Source organism: Streptomyces sp. NBC_01237, assembly GCF_035917275.1.
Lineage (GTDB): Bacteria > Actinomycetota > Actinomycetes > Streptomycetales > Streptomycetaceae > Streptomyces.
In genome coordinates this window covers 1494524-1515508 of record NZ_CP108509.1, presented here as the reverse complement: position 1 = coordinate 1515508, position 20985 = coordinate 1494524, and the positions used below count along the sequence as shown (strand labels likewise).

Annotated in this window: 6 protein-coding genes; 4 read left to right on the top strand and 2 right to left on the bottom strand. The window is 73.0% G+C overall.

Going from position 1 to position 20985, the window contains the following annotated elements:
- The first annotated feature begins 14 nt into the window (after positions 1-14).
- The 4 genes from OG251_RS42825 (at position 15) to OG251_RS42810 (ending at position 17206) form a co-directional block, all read left to right on the top strand.
- Positions 15-1367, top strand: coding sequence for a lysine N(6)-hydroxylase/L-ornithine N(5)-oxygenase family protein (locus OG251_RS42825; protein ID WP_326682675.1), 1353 nt, complete (start codon positions 15-17; stop codon positions 1365-1367).
- Positions 1368-1483: 116 nt separating this feature from the next.
- On the top strand, positions 1484-2521 hold the full coding sequence (locus OG251_RS42820; RefSeq protein ID WP_326682674.1) for an iron-siderophore ABC transporter substrate-binding protein: 1038 nt from the start codon (positions 1484-1486) through the stop codon (positions 2519-2521).
- A gap of 181 nt (positions 2522-2702) precedes the next feature.
- Positions 2703-17000 carry a non-ribosomal peptide synthetase gene (locus OG251_RS42815; RefSeq protein WP_326682673.1) on the top strand — a complete coding sequence of 4766 codons (14298 nt, stop codon included), beginning with the start codon at positions 2703-2705 and terminating at the stop codon, positions 16998-17000.
- A complete protein-coding gene (locus OG251_RS42810; protein ID WP_326682672.1) occupies positions 16997-17206 on the top strand; it encodes an MbtH family protein in 210 nt (69 codons plus the stop codon). Before OG251_RS42815 ends, OG251_RS42810 begins: the two co-directional genes overlap by 4 nt.
- Positions 17207-17311: 105 nt before the next feature.
- Here OG251_RS42810 and OG251_RS42805 read toward each other — a convergent pair whose 3' ends face one another.
- Together OG251_RS42805 and OG251_RS42800 are read right to left on the bottom strand one after the other, a co-directional pair.
- A complete protein-coding gene (locus OG251_RS42805; RefSeq protein WP_326682805.1) occupies positions 17312-19147 on the bottom strand; it encodes an ABC transporter ATP-binding protein in 1836 nt (611 codons plus the stop codon).
- 65 nt (positions 19148-19212) lie between these two features.
- The gene (locus OG251_RS42800; protein ID WP_326682671.1) at positions 19213-20964 is read right to left on the bottom strand and encodes an ABC transporter ATP-binding protein; all 1752 of its coding nucleotides are present in this window, start codon (positions 20962-20964) and stop codon (positions 19213-19215) included.
- Positions 20965-20985 lie beyond the last annotated feature (21 nt).

Sequence of the window (20985 nt, the reverse complement as noted above, 5' to 3'; positions counted from 1 at the left end):
ACGATGGGAGTGACATGTCACAGGTTCTTCCTGGCGACGCACCTTTGATCCATGACCTCATAGGTATCGGCTTCGGGCCGTCCAATGTGGCCATGGCGATCGCGCTGAGCGAGCACAACGCGCGTGTCGGCAGGCAGGAGACGGTCACCGCTCACTTCTTCGAGCGGCAGCCGAACTTCGGCTGGCACCGTGGCATGCTGATCGACGACGCGACGATGCAGGTGTCCTTCCTCAAGGACCTGGTGACGCTTCGTAACCCGTCCAGCGAGTACACCTTCCTGCGCTACCTGCAGAGCAAGGGCCGCCTGATCGACTTCGTCAACCACAAGAACCTCTTCCCGCTGCGCGTGGAGTTCCACGACTACTTCGAGTGGGCCGCGGCGAAGGTCGACGACATGGTCTCCTACGGCCACGAGGTCATCTCCGTCGAGCCCGTCGTACGCGATGGAGTGGTGGAGTACCTCGATGTGACGGCCCGTTCGGGCTCGGAGACGGTGGTCCACCGTGCCCGCAACCTCGTCATCGGCACGGGGCTGCGGCCCCTGATGCCCGAGGGCGTGGAGCGGACGGACCGCGTCTGGCACAACTCCGACCTGCTGGCCAAGGTGGACGGCCTGGCGGGCACCGACCCCACCCGCTTCATCGTCGTCGGCGCCGGTCAGAGCGCCGCCGAGAACGTCGCGTACCTGCACCGCCGCTTCCCCCGTGCGGAGGTCTGCGCCGTCTTCTCCCGCTACGGCTACAGCCCTGCCGACGACAGCAGCTTCGCCAACCGCATCTTCGACCCGCAGGCGGTCGACGAGTACTACGCCGCCCCCGACGACATCAAGCGCAAGCTGATGGACTACCACGGCAACACCAACTACTCCGTGGTGGACATCGACCTGATCGACGACCTGTACCGCCAGGCGTACCAGGAGAAGGTGCTCGGCACCGAGCGGCTGCGCTTCCTCAACATCTCCCGGCTGACCGGCGTCAAGGAGACCCCGGACACGGTGCGCGCCACCGTCAAGTCCCTCGTCAACGGCGAGGAGAGCACGCTGGAGGCCGATGTGGTGGTCCTCGCCACCGGTTACACCCCGGCCGAGCCGCTCGCCCTCCTCGGTGACGTGGCGGAACGCTGTCACCGCGACGACCGGGGCCGCGTCCAGGTCGAGCGCGACTACCGGATCGCGACGGACGACGGACTGCGCTGCGGCATCTACCTCCAGGGCGGCACCGAGCACACCCACGGCATCACGTCGTCCCTGCTCTCCAACACCGCGATCAGGGTCGGCGAGATCCTGGACTCGATTCTCGACCGGGGAGCGGAGTCCGCCCCCGGCGGGCCGCGGCCGGTCGCCGACGGCATCGGATCGGTCCGCTAGGGTCGCTCGCCCCGACCCACACATCTTCAGCCAAGTCCCCCACACGCGCGGCCGGTTGGCGGCGCCTTCGTGGACGGACCTGGTGTGCACAGTGAAACCCCTTGAAAGGAACATCCGTGTCCATTGGTACACGCCCCGCCCTGACGCGGCTCGTCAGAGACCTTCCCCGTGTCGCCGTCGTGGCCGTCGCCGCGCTCGCTCTCTCCGCCTGTGGGGGCGGCGCCGACAAGGCCGAGTCCAAGCCCTCGGCCGGGGCGAAGTCCGGCGCCTTCCCGGTGACGGTCGAGCACAAGTACGGCAGCACGACGGTCGACGCGGAGCCGAAGAGGGTCGTCACCCTGGGCCTCTCGGACCAGGACGCGGTGCTGGCGCTCGGTATCAAGCCCGTCGGATCGGTGGACTGGTTCAAGGAGCAGCCGTACGGCAAGTGGCCGTGGACCAAGGACAAGTGGGGCTCCACGAAGCCGGAGATCGTGGGTGAGCGCGACGAGTACAACATCGAGAAGATCGCCTCGCTGAAGCCGGACCTGGTCATCGCCCAGTACTCGGGGATGAAGAAGGAGCAGTACGACACGCTCTCCAAGTTCACCAAGGTCGTCGCCCAGCCCAAGGGCCTTCCCGACTACGGCGCCTCCTGGCAGGTCATGACCCGGCAGATCGGCAAGTCGCTCGGCAAGGACGCGGAGACCGAGAAGCTGATCGCGGGCATCGACGCCCGCTTCAAGGCCGTCCGCGACAAGCACCCCGAGTTCGCCACGAAGACGCTCGCCGTCGCCGACAGCTTCGAGGCGGGCAAGTACTCGGCGTTCACCAGGACCGACCCCAAGTCGATCTTCTTCTCCGAACTGGGCTTCAAGCTGAAGCCCCAGATCGACACACTGGCCAAGCCGGGCTGGAACGCCGCCGAGCTCAGTGCCGAGAAGCTGAATGTGCTGGACGTCGACCGGCTGGTCTGGGTGACCTCCAGCACCGACGCCGACAACCGGATCAAGGCGGAACCGCTCTACAAGAACCTGAAGGTCCATCAGGACAAGCGCGACCTGTTCGTGCCCTACCAGGACCCGGACGTCGGTGCCGCGTTCTCCTTCAACACGGCCCTCTCCATCCCCTACGCGATCGACGAGATCGAGCCGCTGCTGGCGGCCATCAAGTAACGCCCCACCACTGACGCGGGACCGGGAAGGCGGACGGTTCGACGGCGTGCCGGCCCGGCACGCCGTCGATGACGGACGAGAACGGGGCGAGCGCCGAAGCCGTCTGTCAGCGGCGGCCCGCCCCGTTCACCGGGACGGCACACCCATCACCGGCATGACCAGGGAAAGGCCCCTTCGTACGATGTTTGACGTCGAGTCGGACCGGACAACCGCTTCCGGGCTCCCGCTGACCGGCGGGCAGGCCGGCGTCTGGCTTGCCCAGCAGATCGAGCCGGACAGCTCCGCCTACAACATCGTCTTCACCCTGGACCTGCTCGGCGACATCGACCTCGACCACCTCGCGGGCGCGGTCCGCCAGGCGGTCGAGGAGGCCGAGTGCCTGCACGTCGAGGTGGTGCCCGGACAGGGAGAAGCGCGCCAGACTCCGCGCCCCGTCTCCTTCGAGGTGCCCGTCATCGACCTGCGCGGCGCACCGGACCCCGAGGAGGCCGCCGCCACCTGGACGGCCACCGACCGGGACCGGCCCGTCGACCTCACCCACGGCCCGCTCTTCTCCCAGGTCCTGCTGCGGCTCGCGGACGACCGGGTCCGATGGTCCCAGCGCTACCACCACATCGTTCTCGACGGCATGGGCGTCGCACTCATCACCCGTCGGGCCGGCGAGCTCTACACCCTGGGCGAGAAGGCCCCGGCCCGCGAGGACCGGCCGCTCGCCCGGCTCGTGGACGCCGATCTGGCCTACCGGGCATCCGAGCAGTACGGGGCCGACCGCGCCTGGTGGCACGAGCGGATGTCCGGACGCGCCGAGCCCGCACGTCTGGTCGAGCGCGGCCCGTCCCCCATGGCGCGGCGCCTGCGGCGCACCGCCGAACTCTCCGCACAGGAGACGGAGCGGCTGTACGCGGCCGCCGAGCGCTCCGGTGTCCGGCCGTCCCGTGTCCTGGTCGCCGCCGTGGCCGCCTACCTCCACCGGGCCGGCGGCGAGCAGGACCTCGTCCTCGGCCTGCCGATCGCGGCCCGGCAGGACCGGGTGTCGGCCGGCACCCCCGGCATGGTCTCCAACATCGTCCCGCTGCGCGTGCGGGTCAGCCCCGGGACGACCGGGACGGACCTGGTGGCCGGGGTACGCGACGCGGTCGCCGGAGCGGTGGCGCACGGGCGCTACCGTGCCGAGGACCTGGCCAGGGACTTCGGCCTCGTCGACGGCGTACCGGCGCTCGTCGGGCCCACCGTCAACATCCTTCCCCGGCCCGAGGAACTGGGCTTCCCGGACGGCACGGCCGAGCTCCTCCCGGAGTGGCTCGGCCCGGTCAGCGACCTCGCCTTCGCGTTCGCCGGGACCCGGGACGGCACCGGGCTGCGCGTCCACCTCGACGCGGACGCGGACATCTGCGACGAGGAGACGCTCCGCGACCACGAGCGCCGCTTCCGCACCCTGCTGAAGGCCCTCACCGAGGACCTCGACCGCCCCGTCGGCCACATCGAACTCACCTCCGCGGACGAACGCGGCCGCCTCCTCGGCGAGTTCGGGACGGCACCGCACCCGGTGTCCGAACAGTCCTGGCCCGCGGCCTTCGAGGCGCAGGTGCGCCGCACGCCCGACGCCGTCGCGCTCGTGTGCGAGGACGACGAGCTGACGTACGCCGCTCTCGACACCGAGGCCAACCGGCTCGCCCGCCTCCTCCTGGCCCGCGGCGTCGGCGCCGAGGACGTCGTCGCCGTGGCCCTGCCGCGCACCCCGGACCTCGTCGTGTCCCTGCTCGCGGTGATGAAGACCGGTGCCGCCTATCTGCCGCTGGACGCCGACCACCCCCAGGACCGCATCGCCTACATGCTGTCCGACGCCGGGGCCCGCACGGTGATCACCGTGCGGGAACTCGCGGACGAACTCCCCCCGGCACAGGACGGCGTGGCGCACGTACTGCTGGACGACCCGGCCACCGCGGACACCCGCGCCGCCCTCGACGGCTCCGATCCCGGTCTGCCGGTCGCACTGGACCAGGCCGCGTACGTCATCTACACCTCCGGCTCCACGGGCCGCCCCAAGGGCGTCGTCGTCCCCCACGACGGCATCGGCAGTCTCATCGCCACCGCCACCGAACGGATCGGCGTGACCGCCGACAGCCGCGTCGTGCAGTTCGCCTCCGTCGGTTTCGACGTGACGGTCTGGGACCTGGTCATGGCTCTGTGCGTCGGAGGCCGGATCATCCTCGTCCCCACCGAACGCCGCGTCGCGGGACCCGCCCTGACCGAGTACATAGCGCGGCACGACGCCACGCACATGATCCTGCCGCCCTCGATCGTCTCGGCGCTGCCGCCGGAGTGCGAACTGCCCGAAGGCGCCGTCCTCGTCGTCGGCACCGAAGCCGTGCCGGGCGAGCTCATCGCCCGCTGGTCCGGGCGGCTCCGGGTCGTCGTCGCCTACGGCCTCACCGAGGCGAGCGTCAACTCCACCCTCTGGAGCGCCCGTGCGGACCGGCCGGGCCCCACGCCCATCGGCCGCCCCGACCCGAACACCCGCACCTACGTCCTCGACGCCGCGCTCCGCCCCGTACCGGTGGGCGTCGAGGGCGAGCTGTACGTCGCCGGCCGCGGTCTGGCCCGCGGCTATCTGGGCCGTCCGGGGCTGACGTCGGAGCGGTTCGTCGCCGACCCGTACGGCGGGCCGGGCACGAGGATGTACCGCACCGGAGACCGGGTCCGCTGGGGTACCGACGGCAACCTGGAGTTCCTGGGCCGTGCGGACGGCCAGGTCAAGATCCGGGGTCATCGCATCGAGCCGGGCGAGATCGAGAGCGCGTTCATGGGCTGCCCGGGAATCGCCCAGGCCGCCGTCCTCGTCCGTGAGGACCACCGGGGCGTCAAACGCCTCGTCGCCTACCTGGCCGCCGACACCGCCACGGAATCCGGCACCGCCGTGACCGCCGCACGGGCCCGGATCGCCGACACCCTGCCGGACCACATGGTGCCGTCCGCCGTCGTCGTCCTCGACGGCTCGCTCCCGCTGACCCCCAACGGCAAGCTCGACCGGCGCGCCCTGCCCGAGCCCCGCTGGACGGCCATGAGCGGCGCCGACGCCCCCACCACCCCGGCCGAGACCGTGCTCGCCGCCCTCTTCGCCGATGTCCTCGGGCAGCCGTCGGTCGGCGTCCACGACAGCTTCTTCGAACTGGGCGGGGACAGCATCGTCGCCATCCAGCTGGTGAACCGGGCCCGTGAGGCCGGGCTCACGATCAGGCCGCGCGAGGTGTTCCGGCTCCGGACGGTGGCGGCCCTCGCCCGGTCCGCGGCCGGGACCGGGTCGGAGACCGGGCCGACGGAGGGGATCACGGCCCGCCCGGCCCCGGCCGTCCCGGCCGTGCTGGACGAGGACGCGTTGCCCGTCTCCCCGCTCCAGGAGGGCTTCTTCTTCCACGCCGCGTTCGACGCACGGGAAGCGGACCTCTACATGGTCCAGGAACTCCTCGACCTGGACGGCCCCGTCGACCCGGCCCGGCTGCGAAGCACCCTGCAACTGCTCCTGGACCGGCACCCCCTGCTGCGTGCCTCGTTCCGCCAGCTTCCCGGCGGCGAGGTGGTCCAGCGCCTCGCCGCCGAGGTCATCCTTCCGTGGCGGGAGGCCGACACCGCCGACACCGGCCTCGACGACCTGCTGAGTGCCGACCGGGCCGAGCGTTTCGACCTGGCCCGGCCGCCGCTGCTGCGCGCCACCCTCATCCGGGACGGCCACCGCCACCGGCTCCTGCTCACCCTGCACCACATCGTCGCCGACGGCTGGTCGGTCGCGGTCCTGCTGCGCGAACTGACCGCCGCCCACCGGGGCGAGGAGCTTGCGGAGCCGGTGGCCCCGCGCCCGTACCTGTCGTGGCTGGCGGGCCGGGACCGGGACGCCGCCCGCGACGCGTGGCGGCAGGCGCTGTCCGGGCTCGAAGGGCCGACCCGGCTGCCCGCACTCGCCGCCGGGACGGATCGGGGGCGGACGGCACCCAGGACGGAGCACGTCGACACTCGGCTGCCCGAACGGTTCACCGCCGACCTCATCGCCCGCGCACGGACCCACGGCCTCACCCTGAGCACCGTCGTCCACGGTGTGTGGGGCCTGCTCCTCACCTCGCTCACCGGCAGTCAGGACGTCGTCTTCGGCACGACCGTGTCCGGCCGGACGACCGAGGTCACGGACCTGGACACCGCCGTGGGCCTGTTCATCAACACCGTCCCCGCGCGGGTCGCGCCGCGCGCCGGCGAATCGCTCGCCGAGCTGCTGCGACGGGTCCAGGACGAGCACGCGGCGCTCCTGGACCACCAGCACCTGGCGCTCGCCGACATCCAGCGGATCGCGGGCGGCGGAGAACTCTTCGACACACTCGTGGTGTTCGAGAACTATCCGACCGGCGACCTCTCCGCCGCGCAGGCGCCCGGCGAGCTGCGCATCACCGGCGCCGAGGTGTTCGACTCCGTGCACTACCCCCTCGCGCTCGTCGTGGAGCCGGGCGGGAACGGGCTCCTGCTGCGGTTCAAGCACGACGCGGCCCGCCTCGACCAGGTGACCGTGGCCGTGCTCGCCAACAGGTTCACGGCGCTGCTGCGCGCGTTCGTGTCCGACCCCGGTCGCACCGTCGCCCGGACCGGCGTGCTCTCCGACCGGGAGCACGAGCACCTCGCCGCGCTGAACGCCACCGGGCGGCCCGTTCCCGAGGCCACTCTCGCCTCGCTGTTCGCGGCGACGGCGGCCCGCACACCCGACGCCACCGCCGTCGTCTTCGAGGACACCACCCTGACGTACGCGGAGCTGGACCGGCGTGCCGAGGCGCTGGCCCGGCGGCTGCGCTCACGCGGCGCCGGCCCGGAGACGTACGTCGCGGTCGCGGTACCCCGCTCCGCCGAGCTGATGATCGCGCTCCTCGCCGTCCTCAAGGCGGGCGCCGCCTATCTGCCGGTCGACCTCGACTACCCCGCCGACCGGGTCGCGTTCATGCTCGGCGACTCCGGCGCGCGCACCGTGGTGACCACCGCCGAAGCGGCCGGGCGGCTGCCCGTCGTGCCCGGCCTCGGCCACCTCCTCGTCGGCGGGGACGACCGGACCGAAGACGTCCCCGGCACACCCGGCACGCCCGCCCGCCCGGCCGGCCCCGACCACCCCGCCTACCTCATCTACACCTCCGGCTCCACCGGGCGTCCCAAGGGCGTCGCCGTCACCCACCGGGCCATCGTCAACCGGCTCGCCTGGATGCAGGGCGCGTACGGGCTGACCCCCGAGGACCGGGTGCTCCAGAAGACGCCCGCCAGTTTCGACGTGTCCGTGTGGGAGTTCTTCTGGCCCCTGGTGGAGGGCGCGGCCGTCGTCCTCGCCCGCCCCGACGGCCACCGCGACCCGGCCTACCTGGCCGAGCTGATCCACGCCCGGCGGATCACCACCACCCACTTCGTTCCGTCGATGCTCGCCGCGTTCACCCAGGTCATGGAGACCGGCACGGGCCTCCCGGACTGGGCGGCGAGCCTGCGGCGGGTGTTCTGCAGCGGTGAGGCGCTCACCGGTGCCGGGGCCCGGCGCTGGTGGGAGCTGACGTCCCGCTCCGGCCGCGGACCCGTTCCCCTGCACAACCTCTACGGGCCCACCGAGGCTGCCGTGGACGTGACCTCCTTCGCGTACGAGGGCGGCGGCGAGGTCGCCGTCCCCATCGGCCGGCCCGTCTGGAACACCCGCCTGTACGTCCTCGACGCCTTCCTGCGACCGGTGCCCGACGGGGTCCCCGGTGAGCTGTACCTCGCGGGCGTGCAACTGGCGCGGGCCTACCACGACCGCCCGGGGCTGACCGCCGAACGGTTCGTCGCCGATCCGTTCGGTGCCCCCGGTGAGCGCATGTACCGCACCGGCGACCTCGTGCGCCGCCGTGCTGACGGCGCCGTCGAGTACCTCGGCCGCACCGACCGCCAGGTCAAGATCCGCGGAAACCGTGTGGAGCTGGGCGAGATCGAGGCCGCTCTGTCGGACCTGCCGGGCGTCGCCCTCGCCGCCGTGACCGTCCGCGACGGTGTCCTCGTCGGCTATGTGGCCCCCGCCCCGGGCGCCCCCCGCCCGGACACCGAACGGCTGCGTGCCGCGCTCGCCGAAGCGCTGCCCGCGACCATGGTTCCCGGCGCCGTCGTGGCCCTGGACGAACTGCCGCTGACACCCAGCGGCAAGCTCGACCAGAACGCGCTTCCGGCCCCCGGGGTCACGCCCCGCGCGGGCGGACGGCCGCCGCGCGACGCGCGCGAACGCGCTCTGTGCGAGATCTTCACCGACGTTCTCGGTGTGCCGGGGATCGGCGTGGAGGACGACTTCTTCGTCCTCGGCGGCGACAGCCTGTCCTCGATCACCGTCGTCACCCGCGCCCGTGAGAGAGGGATGGCGTTGAGCCCCCGTGATGTGTTCGAGCACCGCACCCCCGCCGCACTCGCCGCCGGGGCGGCCACCGCGGCTCCCGCTCCGGAGGCGGGCGCTCCCGCTGCCGGGGCGCCCGCGCCCGCCGAAGCGGTGACCGTCTCCGCCGCCGACGCCGGGCAGGCGGCGGCAGCCCTCCAGGCCGTGCTGGCCCAGCAGGCCGGGTCCGGTGCGGCCGTCGATCCCGCCCTGCGGGCACTGCTCGACCAGCTCACCGCCGCCGCGGCCCCCCAGGAGCCGCCGGCCCCCGCCCCGCTCGGCGGCTACGTGCTCACGCCCGAGGAGACCGCGCGCGTCGAGACCGTCGCAGGGCTGCCCGTCGCGGACATCTGGCCGCTCTCCCCGCTCCAGGAGGGCATGTACTTCCACGCCACCTTCGACGCGGGCGAGGCGCTCGACGTCTACCTGTCGCAGGAGAGCCTCGACTTCGGGCACCGGGTCGACGCCGACCGGCTGCGGGCCGCCTGCCGGGCGCTGCTGGAACGCAACAGCAGCCTGCGGGCCGGTTTCGCCGACGACGGTCTGTCCCGCCCCGTCCAGTTCATCGTGGACGGGGCCGAGATCCCGCTCGTCGAGGCGGACCTGTCCGGTCTCTCCCAGGACGAACAGCGCACCCGCACCGAGGAGTTGCTGGCTGCCGACCGGCGCCGGCGCTTCGATCTCACCTCCGCCCCGCTGTGCAGGCTGCTGCTGATCCGGCTCGGCGACGGCCGGGACCGCCTCGTCGTCACCCACCACCTGATCCTGTGGGACGGCTGGTCGGCGTGGCTGTTCCTGGAGGAGCTGTTCACGCTGTACGAGCGGGGCGGCGACGCCACCGGTCTGCCGGCCCCCGGCTCGTACCGCGACTACCTGGCCTGGCTGGACGAGCAGGACACCGGGGCCGCCGTCGACGCCTGGCGCCGGGCGCTCGCCGGCTTCGACGAGCCGACCCTGCTCGCCCCCTCCGGGCGGGACGCCGGACCCGTGATCCCGGTGGACTTCGACACCGTACTGACGCCGGAGAGCAGCGAGCGGCTGCGCACCCTCGTCCGACGGCACGGGCTCACCCTGAACACCGTGCTGAACGCGGCGTGGGGCATGGTGCTCTCGGCGATGACGGGCCGCGACGACGTGACCTTCGGCATCGCGGTCGCCGGGCGGCCCGCCGACGTACCCGACGCGGCCGGCATCATCGGCATGTTCCTCAACACCATTCCGGCGCGCGTCGCTTTCACCCCGGACGAGCCGGTGCTCCGCCTGCTGCGACGGATGCAGTCCGAGCGGGCCGCCGTCATGCCGTACGAGTACGTCGGCCTCGGCACGATCCAGCAGGAGACGGGCCACCGCCGCCTCTTCGACACCCTGTTCGTCCTCCGCTCGGCCGACGGCGAGGACCGGGCCGCCGAGCTGCGGCGGCGGCACGGCATCACCGATGTGTCCAACGTGGACGGCACGCACTTCCCGCTCACCCTGATCGTCACCCCCGGCAACCGGCTGCGGGTCACCCTCGCGGCCAGGCCCGACCTCTTCGACCCCGAGGACGCCACCACGATCCTCGCCCGGTTCACGGCCGTCCTGGACCGGCTGGCCGAAGCCCTGGAGCACGGCGACGGGGCGTCCGCCCGGACCGCCGGTGTCGACCCGCTGCTGCCGGCCGAGCGCGCCGCACTGCTGGCCGGCCGGGAGAGCAGCCGCGAGCCGGTGCCGGACGAGACCGTCGCCGACATGCTCGCGGCCCAGGTCGCCCGCACCCCGGACGCGGTGGCTCTGGTCTTCGGCGAGCGCGCCCTCACGTACGCCGAACTGGACGCCCACATCAACCGGCTCGCCCGGCTGCTGCTCGCCCGGGGCGCCGGGCCGGAGACGGTCGTCGCACTCGCGCTGCCGCGCTCCATCGACATGGTGGCCGCCCTCTTCGCCGTACTGCGGACCGGCGCCGCCTATCTGCCGCTCGACCTCGACCACCCCGCCGACCGGCTCCGCCTGATGGTGCGCGACACCGGCCCCCTGTGCCTGGTGTCCACCGCCGCGGTCGCCCCGACGCTGCGCGGGGACGAAGGACCCGTCGCGCCCGAACTCCTCCTGGACGACGTGGCCGTGGCCGCCGAGCTGGCCGCGCTCCCGGGCGGTGAGATCGCCGACGCGGAGCGCCCCGCGTTCGCGCACGACGTGCCCGGCCGCCTGGAGTACCCCGCGTACGTCATCTACACCTCCGGATCCACCGGCCGGCCCAAGGGCGTCGTCACCCCGTACCGCGGGCTGACGAACATGCAGCTCAACCACCAGAAGGAGATCTTCGACCCGGCCATCGCCTCGGCGGGCGGGCGGCGGCTGCGCATCGCGCACACCGTGTCCTTCGCCTTCGACATGTCCTGGGAGGAACTGCTCTGGCTCGTCGAGGGCCATGAGGTGCACGTCTGCGACGAGGAGCTGCGCCGTGACGCCGAGGCCCTGGTGGCCTACTGCGACCGGCACCGTGTCGACGTGGTCAACGTCACCCCCACGTATGCCCAGTTGCTCATCGAGGAAGGGCTGCTCGACCAGGACGAGGAGACCGGGAAGCACCGGCCCGCGCTGGTCCTGCTCGGTGGGGAGTCCGTCTCCGACACGGTGTGGACGCGGCTCCGGAACACCGAGGGCACCTACGGCTACAACCTGTACGGGCCGACGGAGTACACCATCAACACGCTCGGCGGCTCCACCGCCGACAGCGCGACCTCCACGGTCGGCGTCCCCATCCGCAACACCCGTGCCCATGTGCTGGACACGATGCTGCGGCCCGTCCCGCCGGGCTGCCCCGGTGAGCTGTACATCGCCGGCACGGGTCTGGCCCGCGGCTATCACGACCGGCCCGGTCTCACGGCCGAGCGGTTCGTCGCCGACCCGTTCGGCGAGCCCGGCGAGCGCATGTACCGCACCGGCGATCTCGTACGGCAACGCGCCGACGGTCTCCTCGACTTCCTCGGCCGCACCGACGACCAGGTCAAGATCCGCGGCTACCGCGTCGAACTGGGCGAGATCTCGACCGCGCTGTCGACGCACCCGGAGGTCGCCCACGCGGCGGTCGTCGTGACGGAGAACGCGGGCACCAAGCGTCTGGCCGGCTATGTCGTACCGGAGGAGGGCGCCGGACAGGGAGAGGCACTGACGCGGCGGCTGCGCGACCATGTGAAGGCCACGCTGCCGGACTACATGGTCCCCTCCGTACTCGTCACCGTCGGGGCACTGCCCCTGACCGTCAACGGCAAGCTGGACGTCCGCGCCCTGCCCGCACCGGACTTCGCCGGTACCGGCACGAGCCGCCCGCCCCGCACCCCGGGGGAGGAGACGCTGTGCGCGCTCTACGCCGAGGTGCTCGGGCTGCCCGCGGACAGCGTCGGCATCGACAGCGACTTCTTCGAGCTGGGGGGCCACTCCCTGCTGGCCACCCGGCTCGTCAGCAGGGCCCGTACCGCACTGGACACGGAGCTGGCGATCCGGGACCTGTTCGAGGCACCCACCGTGGCCGAACTGGTGGAACGCGTCGCACGGGCCGGCGGCGCCGCCCGTCCGGCACTGACGGCCGGTGAGCGGCACGGGCGCGTCGAACTGCCGCTGTCCCACGCCCAGCAACGGCTGTGGGTCATCCAGCAGATCGAGTGCACCTCGGCCGCGTACAACTTCCCGCTGGTCATGCGGGTGCGCGGCCCCCTCGACACCGACGCGTGGCGCACCGCCCTCACCGATGTGACGGCCCGGCACGAGGCGCTGCGGACGGTCTTCCGCACGGCGCCCGACGGCCGGACGTCCCAGCGCGTCCTGCCCGCCGAACAGGCGCACCCCGTGGTGGAGTGCGTCCGGGCCACCGAGGACGCGCTGCCCGGCATCATCGACGCGGCCGTCAACCGCCCCTTCGACCTCGCCGCCGAACTGCCGCTGCGGGCCACGGTCGTGGAGCTGGCGCCCGACGACCACGCCGTCGTCCTGCTGCTGCACCACATCACCACCGACGAATGGTCGGACCGGCCGTTCCTCCGCGACCTGGCCACCGCCTACACGGCCCGCCTCGACGGCACGGCCCCCGGCTGGGAGCCGCTGCCCGTCCAGTACGCCGACTACGCGCTGTGGCAGCGGCGGCTGCTCGGCGACCCCGCCGACGGGAACGGCATGGCCGCCCGTCAGCTGGACTACTGGCGCACCACGCTGGCCGGGGCCCCCGAGGAACTGGAACTGCCCTCCGACCGCCCCAGGCCCGCCCGCCCGGCGTTCTCCGGAGCCGAACTCGACATCCCGTTCGACGCCCGGGTCCACGAGGGGCTGAAGCGGCTCGCCCGGGAGACCGGCGCCAGCATGTTCATGGTGGTGCACGCGGCCGTGGCCGCCCTGCTCCACCGCATGGGCGCGGGGACGGACATCCCCCTCGGCGCACCCATCGCCGGGCGGAGCGACGAGGCGCTGGACGATCTGGTCGGCTTCTTCGTCAACACGCTGGTCCTGCGCGCCGATGTGAGCGGCGACCCCAGCTTCACCGAGCTGCTGGCGCGGGTCCGCGAGAGCGACCTGGCGGCGTTCTCGCACGCCGATGTGCCCTTCGAGTCCGTCGTCGAGGCCCTCAACCCGACGCGGTCCCTCTCCCGCAACCCGCTCTTCCAGGTGATGGTCGGCTACCACGCCCGCACCGGAGACGAGCTGGAACTGCCCGGACTCCGGCTGGAGTACGTGCCGTTCGCGATCAGCTCCGCCAAGTTCGACCTCGTGTTCAGCTTCTCCGAACGGCTCCCCGCCGACGGCGGCACCGGCGCGCTGAACTGCCGCCTGGAGTTCGCCACCGAGCTGTTCGACCGGGAGACCGCCGAGCGCCTCGGCGAGCGGCTCGGCCGGCTGGTCGCCGCACTCGTCGCGGCACCCGGGCAGCCCCTGTCACAGGCCGGGATCCTCACCGCCGACGAGCGGCGGCTGGTCCTGGAGGAGTTCAACGGCGCCCCGCGCGAGGTCGAGGAGGCGTCCCTGCCCGCGCTGTTCGCCCGGCGGCTCGCCGAACGGCCCGACGCGGTCGCCGTCGTGGAACGCTCCCGCTCGGTGACGTACGCGCAGCTCGACGCCCGCGCCAACCGCATCGCGCGGCTGCTCGCGGCCCACGGCGTGGGCACCGAGAGCGTCGTCGGCGTGGCCGTGCCCCGCTCCGTGGACATGGTCGCCACCGTGGTCGCCGTGCTGAAACTGGGCGCCGCGTTCCTGCCGCTGGACCTGGTCCACCCGGGGGACCGTCTCACGTATCTGATCGAGGACTCGGGGGCCGCCCTCGTGGTCGGCACCGAACCGGTCGCGGGGAAGATCCCCGATGTCGCCGGCGTACCCGTGGTGCTGCTCGACGCGCCGGGGACGGCCGGGGAGCTGGACGCACTGTCCGAAGCGCCCGTGGGCGGCGGACCGGTCGGCCCGGACCAGGCCGCGTACGTCATCTACACCTCCGGCTCGACCGGTCGCCCCAAGGGTGTGGTGGTGCCCCACGAGGGCATCTCCAGCCTGGTCGCGACCGCGGTCGACCGCATGGGCCTGCGACCCGACAGCCGGGTGCTCCAGTTCGCGTCGATCGGCTTCGACGTCTTCGCCTTCGAGCTGTCGATGGCCCTGTGCCACGGCGGCCGCCTCGTCCTCATCAGCGACGAGGCACGGGTCGCGGGACCGGCGCTCACCGACTTCCTCGCGGACCAGCGGATCACCCACATGATCCTGCCGCCGTCGCTGGTGTCCGCGTTGCCGCCGGGCTGCGAGCTTCCCGAGGGCTCGACCGTCCTGGTCGGCACCGAGACCGTACCGCCGGAGCTGTTCGAGCGGTTCGGCGCCACGGCCGATCTGATCTGCGCCTACGGGCTCACCGAGGCGACGGTCAACTCCACGCTGTGGCAAGCCCGTGAGCACGGCGGCAGTCCCTCCGGCCGGGTGCCGATCGGCCGGCCCGACCCCAACACCCGCTGCTACGTCCTCGACGAGACCCTGAAACCCGTCCCGCCGGGCGTGACCGGCGAGCTGTACGTCGCCGGCCGCGGCCTGGCCCGCGGCTATCTGGGCCGTCCGGGGCTGACGTCGGAGCGCTTCGTCGCCGACCCGTACGGCGGACCCGGCAGCCGGATGTACCGCACCGGCGACCGTGCCCGCTGGCGACCGGACGGCAACCTCGATTTCCTCGGCCGGGTCGACAGCCAGGTGAAGGTGCGGGGCTTCCGCATCGAGCTGGGCGAGGTCGAGGCGGCCCTCACCGCGCATCCGTCGGTAGCCCAGGCGGCCGTGGTGCCCGACCGCGACGGCGACATCGTGCGCCTGGTCGGCTACGTGGTGCCCGAATCGGGGACTCCCGACCCGCGGGAGCTGCTGTCCCACGCGGCCGGGCTGCTGCCCGAGTACATGGTCCCCGCGCTCGTCGTCCCGCTGGACGGGCCGCTCCCGCTCACGCCCAACGGCAAGCTGGACCGCAAGGCGCTGCCCGTACCGGACTGGTCCGCGATGACCGGCGACGACCGGCCGGCCACCGGGACGCAGGCCCGGCTCGCCGATCTGTTCTGCGAGATCCTGAAGCTGGACAGCGTCGGCGTGCACGACAACTTCTTCGCACTCGGCGGACACTCCATGGCGTCGATGAGGCTCCTGGGCCGCATCCGCGCCGAGTTCGGGGTGGAGCTGAGCATCCGGGACGTCTTCGACGCGCTGTCGGTCGCCGCTCTCGCCGCCAAACTGGAGGGCGCGGCGGCCACCCGCCCCGCTCTGGTCGCGGGTCACCGCGACGAGCCGCGGGTGCCCGCACCGGTCCAGCGCGTCCAGTGGGAGTCGTCGCGCCGCAACCCCGGCTTCGACCACGCTCTCGTCCTGCGGTCCACGGGCGGGCTCGACGCACAGGCGCTCTCCGCCGCGCTCGCCGACGTGGCGGCCCGCCACGAGCCGCTGCGCACGGCGTTCACCGAGCGGGACGGCGTGCTGCACCAGCGGCCGGCCGGGGCTCCGGTGCTGGCCGTGGAGTCGAGCGCGGACCTGGAGGCCCGGCTCGCCGAACTCGCCACGCGGTCACCGGACCCGGAGGCGGGGGCGCCCGTGGGAGTGCGGCTGCTGACCGGCCCGGACGGCGGGCAGGCGCTGCTGGTCACCGCGCACTACCTCGCGGTGGACGAGTGGTCGGTGGTCCCCCTGTTCCGTGACCTCACCACCGCCTACGCGGCCCGCACACAGGGCCTGGCACCCTCCTGGGAGCCGCTGCCTGTCACCTACGGCGACTACACGCGGTGGGCGCACGAGGTCCTGGGCGACCTCACCGACCCGGACAGCCGGGGCGGACGGCAACTCGCCTACTGGCGGCGGACGCTCAGGGATGTCCCGGAGCGGCTGGCGCTTCCGGCGGACGGGCCTCGCGAGGCAGCGCCGGACGCGTACGGCCGGTCCGCGGACCAGGTCGGGTTCGTCCTCGACGCCGATCTCCACGAGGCCGTGGACCGGCTCGCCCGTACCACCGGCACCAGCATGTTCATGGTGCTGCACGCGGCCCTGGCGGCACTGCTCACCGCGCACGGGGCGGGCACCGATCTGCCCATCGGCACGATGGTCGCGGGCCGGAGCGAGGACCGGCTCGCCGAACTGGTCGGCTGCTTCCTCAACACGGTCGTGCTGCGCACCGACACGGCCGGCGACCCGGCCTTCACGGAGCTGCTCACCCGGGTGCGGGAGACCACACTGAGCGCCCTGGACCGTCAGGACATCCCGTTCGACGAAGTCGTCGGGGCGACCGGACTGCCCGCGGAGGGACCGCAGGTCATGGTGATCCACCATGAACAGGCCGATCTGGAGCGGCTGGAAGGCGGCCTGGGCTCGCTGGAGGCCCTGCCCACCGGCTCGACCCGCGCGGAACTGACCCTGAGCTTCTACGAACCACGGGGTGAGGGCCCCGTGCACTGCGCCCTCATCCACGCGACCGACCTGCTGGGCACCGCGAAGGCGCGGCGTCTGGCCGACGAACTACAGGAGCTGCTGCGCATCGTGGTGGCCCACCCGGAACAGCCGCTCTCCGAGCTGTTCACCGCAACGTCCAAAAGGAGCGACAACGCATGACGACCAACCCGTTCGAGGACCCGCAGGGCACCTTCCTGGTCCTGGTCAACGATGAGAACCAGCACTCCCTGTGGCCGTCCTTCGCCGAGGTGCCGGCCGGGTGGCGGACCGTCCTCGGCCCGGACACCCGCGAGGCGTGCCTCGCCCATGTGGAGTCCCACTGGACCGACATGCGTCCCGCGAGCCTGGTGGCCCAGCAGGGCTGAGGGAGCAGAACGCCGCCGCCCCGGAGCGAGGATCACCTCACTCCGGGGCAGCGGCGTTCTCCTGCCCGGTCTGCGCGCGCCGACGCGGTCGGCCCGCAGCCACGCTCAGCCGGCCGGTGCGACGGAGCGCGCGTCGGTGTCCCCGAGCGGCGCGTCCTCCCGCGGGCCCCGGCGGCTGTCGGACCACGCGGCCCAGAGCGCGGCGTACGGGCCGCCCGCGGCGACGAGTTCGTCGTGCGTGCCGGTCTCCACGACCCGCCCCTCGTCGAGGACGACGATGCGGTCGGCGGTCGCGGCCTGGGGGAGCCGGTGGGCGACCATCAGGCCCGTACGCCCCTCCAGAGCCTTGAGGGCGGCCTCCTCCAGCACCCGGGCTCCCGCGCTTCCGGCGTCGGCGGTCGCCTCGTCGAGAATGGCGATCGGCGGATCGGCGAGAACCAGGCGGGCCAGGGCGAGATGCTGGGCCTGGGTCACCGTCAGCCGGTGCCCTCCCTCGCCCACGACGGTGGCCAGACCGTCGGGCAGGGCCTCGGCCCACCGCAGGGCACCGACGTGGCCCAGGGCAGCGCGCAGTTCGTCGTCCGTGGCCTCGGGGCGGGCGAGCCGCAGATCCTCCGCCAGCGGACCGGCGAACACATGCACTTCCTGGCTGATCAGCGTCACCGCGCTCCGTACACCCGCCGGGCCCAGCTCACGGACATCGACCCCGCCCAGGGCGATCGACCCGCTCAGCGGCTCGTGGACACCGGCGATGACCTTGGCCAGCGTGGTCTTCCCGGCGCCGCTCGCCCCCACCAGCGCCACCCGTTCCCCGCTGTGCACCTCCAGGGCGACATCGCACAGCACGGGACGCCCGGCGGCGTACGCGTGGTGGAGGGCGGTCACCTTGACCGAGCCGTCCACCGGAGCGCCGTGCCCCGGTGCGGTGCGCTCGGCCGGCAGCTTCGACACCCCGATCAGGCGGGCGAAGCTCGCGCCCGCGGACTGGGCGTCGTCGATGAGGAACAGCGTGGCGTTGATCGGGTTGAAGAGGCTGTGGAAGTAGAGCGCGGCGGCGGTGGCCGTACCGATGGTCACCGAGCCGTTGTCGACCAGCAGGAAGCCGGTGCCGAGCATCGCGGCCAGACCGATGAACTCGCCGAGGTTCAGCCGCGAGAAGAAGCCGGTGACGATGTGGAGGCCACGCAGCGCCAGATCGCGGGCGGACGCGGAACGGCCCTCCAGCAGCGCGGCGTGCGTGTCGCCCAGACGGAAGGCGCGCACGGTGCGTACGCCGCCGACACTGTCGAGGAGCTGGTGCTGGAGCGCGCCGGTGGCGACCCGGTGTTCGGCGTACACGGGCGCGGCCCGGCGCAGGTACCAGCGTACGGACAGCACCTGAACGGGCATGGCCAGAAGCGCCGCCAGCAGGAACCGCCAGTCGAGCACGGCCAGTCCGACCAGGGTCAGCACGATGGTGAGGGCGGAGCGGGTGAACTCCGGCAGCGCCTGGCGCACCGACTTCGCGATCATGGAGACATCGCTGGTGACCCGGGAGACCAGGTCTCCGGAGCCGGCCGCCTCGACGCGTTCGAGCGGCAGCCGCAGCGCGCGCTCGATGAACTGCTCGCGCACGGCCGCCAGTACGGTCTCGCCGAGCCGGGCCACCAGGGAGCTGCCGATCGCCGCGGCGGCGCCGCGTGCCAGTGCCACCACGATGAGCAGGACCAGCGGCAGCGTCAGGGCGTGGGAGCCCCGCTGTTCCACCACCAGGTCGACGATGTGCCCGAGCAGGGGAGCGGTCAGCAGCCCGATCGCCGTTCCGATGACCAGCACGGTGAACGCGCCCACCGCCAGGGGCCGGTGGCCGCGCAGCATCGTGCGGAGCGCCGCCAGGCACTCGGCGCCGGTGGCGGTCGGCAGCAGTGCGCGGTCCGGCCGGTCCGCAGGGGTGCCGCTCATGGACTCCGCCGCCTCTTCCGACTCGGGGGCTGTGGCCCCTCCGGCGTGCTCTTCGTACGTGGACGTCATGCCAGCACCGTCGCTCGGTAGGTCTCGTCGGCGACGAGTTCGGCGTGGTGGCCCGTGGTGGTCACGGTGCCCTCTTCGAGGACGACCACCCGGTCGGTCACGGCGAGCAGAGCCGGACTGGTGGTGACCAGGACAGTGGTACGGCCCCGGCGGACCGTGCGCAGCCGCGCGGCGATCCGGGACTCGGTGACGGTGTCCACGGCGGTCGTCGGGTCGTGCAGGACCAGCACCGGCCGGTCGGCGGCGAGTGCGCGGGCGAGCGCGACCCGCTGGCGCTGTCCACCGGACAGGGACCGGCCGCGTTCGGCGAGCAGCGTGTCCGCCCCGTCGGGAAGCAGCCGTGCCACCTCGTCCGCGGTGGAGGCGGCGAGGGCGTCGTCCACGGCGGTGGGGGCACTGTCCACGGCGCGGGAGGTGCCGTCCGTGGCGGTGGAGGTGCCGACCACCGCGGTCGAACCGGCCCCGGCCCTCACATTGTCCAGCAGGCTGCTCTCGAACAGGTCGGCGTCGTGGTGGGCCACCAGGACGGAGCGGCGCAGCCCGTCGGGATCGAGCTCGGTCAGCGGTACGCCGTCGAGTTCGATCACGCCCTCGGCCGGGTCCGCCTCCCTGGCGAGGCAGCGCAGAAGGTCGTTCGCGGCGGCCGGGTCCCTGGTGACGACCCCGGTCAGGCTGCCGGCCGCGATGTCGAGGTCGACTCCCCGCAGCGCGCCCAGGGACACCCCGCGCAGCCGGATGTGGACGGCGGTCCGTCCGGACGGTTCCGCGTGTCCGCCCTCCACGGCCGCGGGCGAGGCCAGGACCTCGGCGATCCGGCGTGCGGAGGCGCGTCCCTGGGCGAACTCCGCGTTGACGTAGGTGAGCAGCTGGAACGGGCCGAGGAGGAACTGCGCGAGACCGACCGCCGCCACCAGCTCACCGACGCTGATGGTGCCGCGCATCGCGAGGTAGGCGCCCACGATGCCGATGACCGCGATGAAGACGCCGGTCAGGGCGAGGACGGCGCCCTCGTGTCCGGCCCGGCTGCGGGCCGCCCGCAGTGCCGCGGCGAGCGAGTCCTGGCTGGTCGTGCGGTAGCGGGACACGGCGGCCGACTCGGCGCCCATGCCCTTGAGGACCCGCAGCCCGGCGACCAGGTCGGCGGCGACTCCGGAGGCGTGTGCGGCACGCTCCTGCTCGGTCTCGCTGCGGCGTTCGAGGGGCCGGCTGATGCGGTGCCCGAGCCAGAGCAGCGGGGGGATGCCGAGCAGGACGAGCAGCCCGAGCGGCACGGAGATCCGCAGCAGCGCCACCGCGCTGACCGTCAGGGCGGCCACCGCCGCCAGGCCGTACGCCAGGACGGTCGCGACCGAGCCCACCCGGCGGGCGTCGTTGGTGGCGATGCTGGTCAGCGCGCCCGGCAGCCGGTTCGTGTCGGCGCCGCCGCGCGGGTCGAGCACCCGGGCGCCGAGCTCCAGCCGGAGCCGGTGCGCGGCGTGTTCGCCCGCTCCCTCGGCGATCCGGGCGCTGGTCCGGTAACACGTGGACAGCACGAGGAAGAGCGCCGCGAGCACCAGCAGCCACTTCAGCAGCGCCCCGGAGGAACCGGTCGCCACCGCCGTGTCGATGGCTGCCCCGATGACCACCGGCACCAGAGCCTCACAGCCCTGGTGCGTCATGCCGAGCAGCGATGCCGAGACCACGCGGCGGCGTTGGCCTCTGATCGCTTCGCGGAGGACATGGCCCCCGGTCGGTCCTCCAACTGGCATGCGGCCCTCCGCGAAGATGTC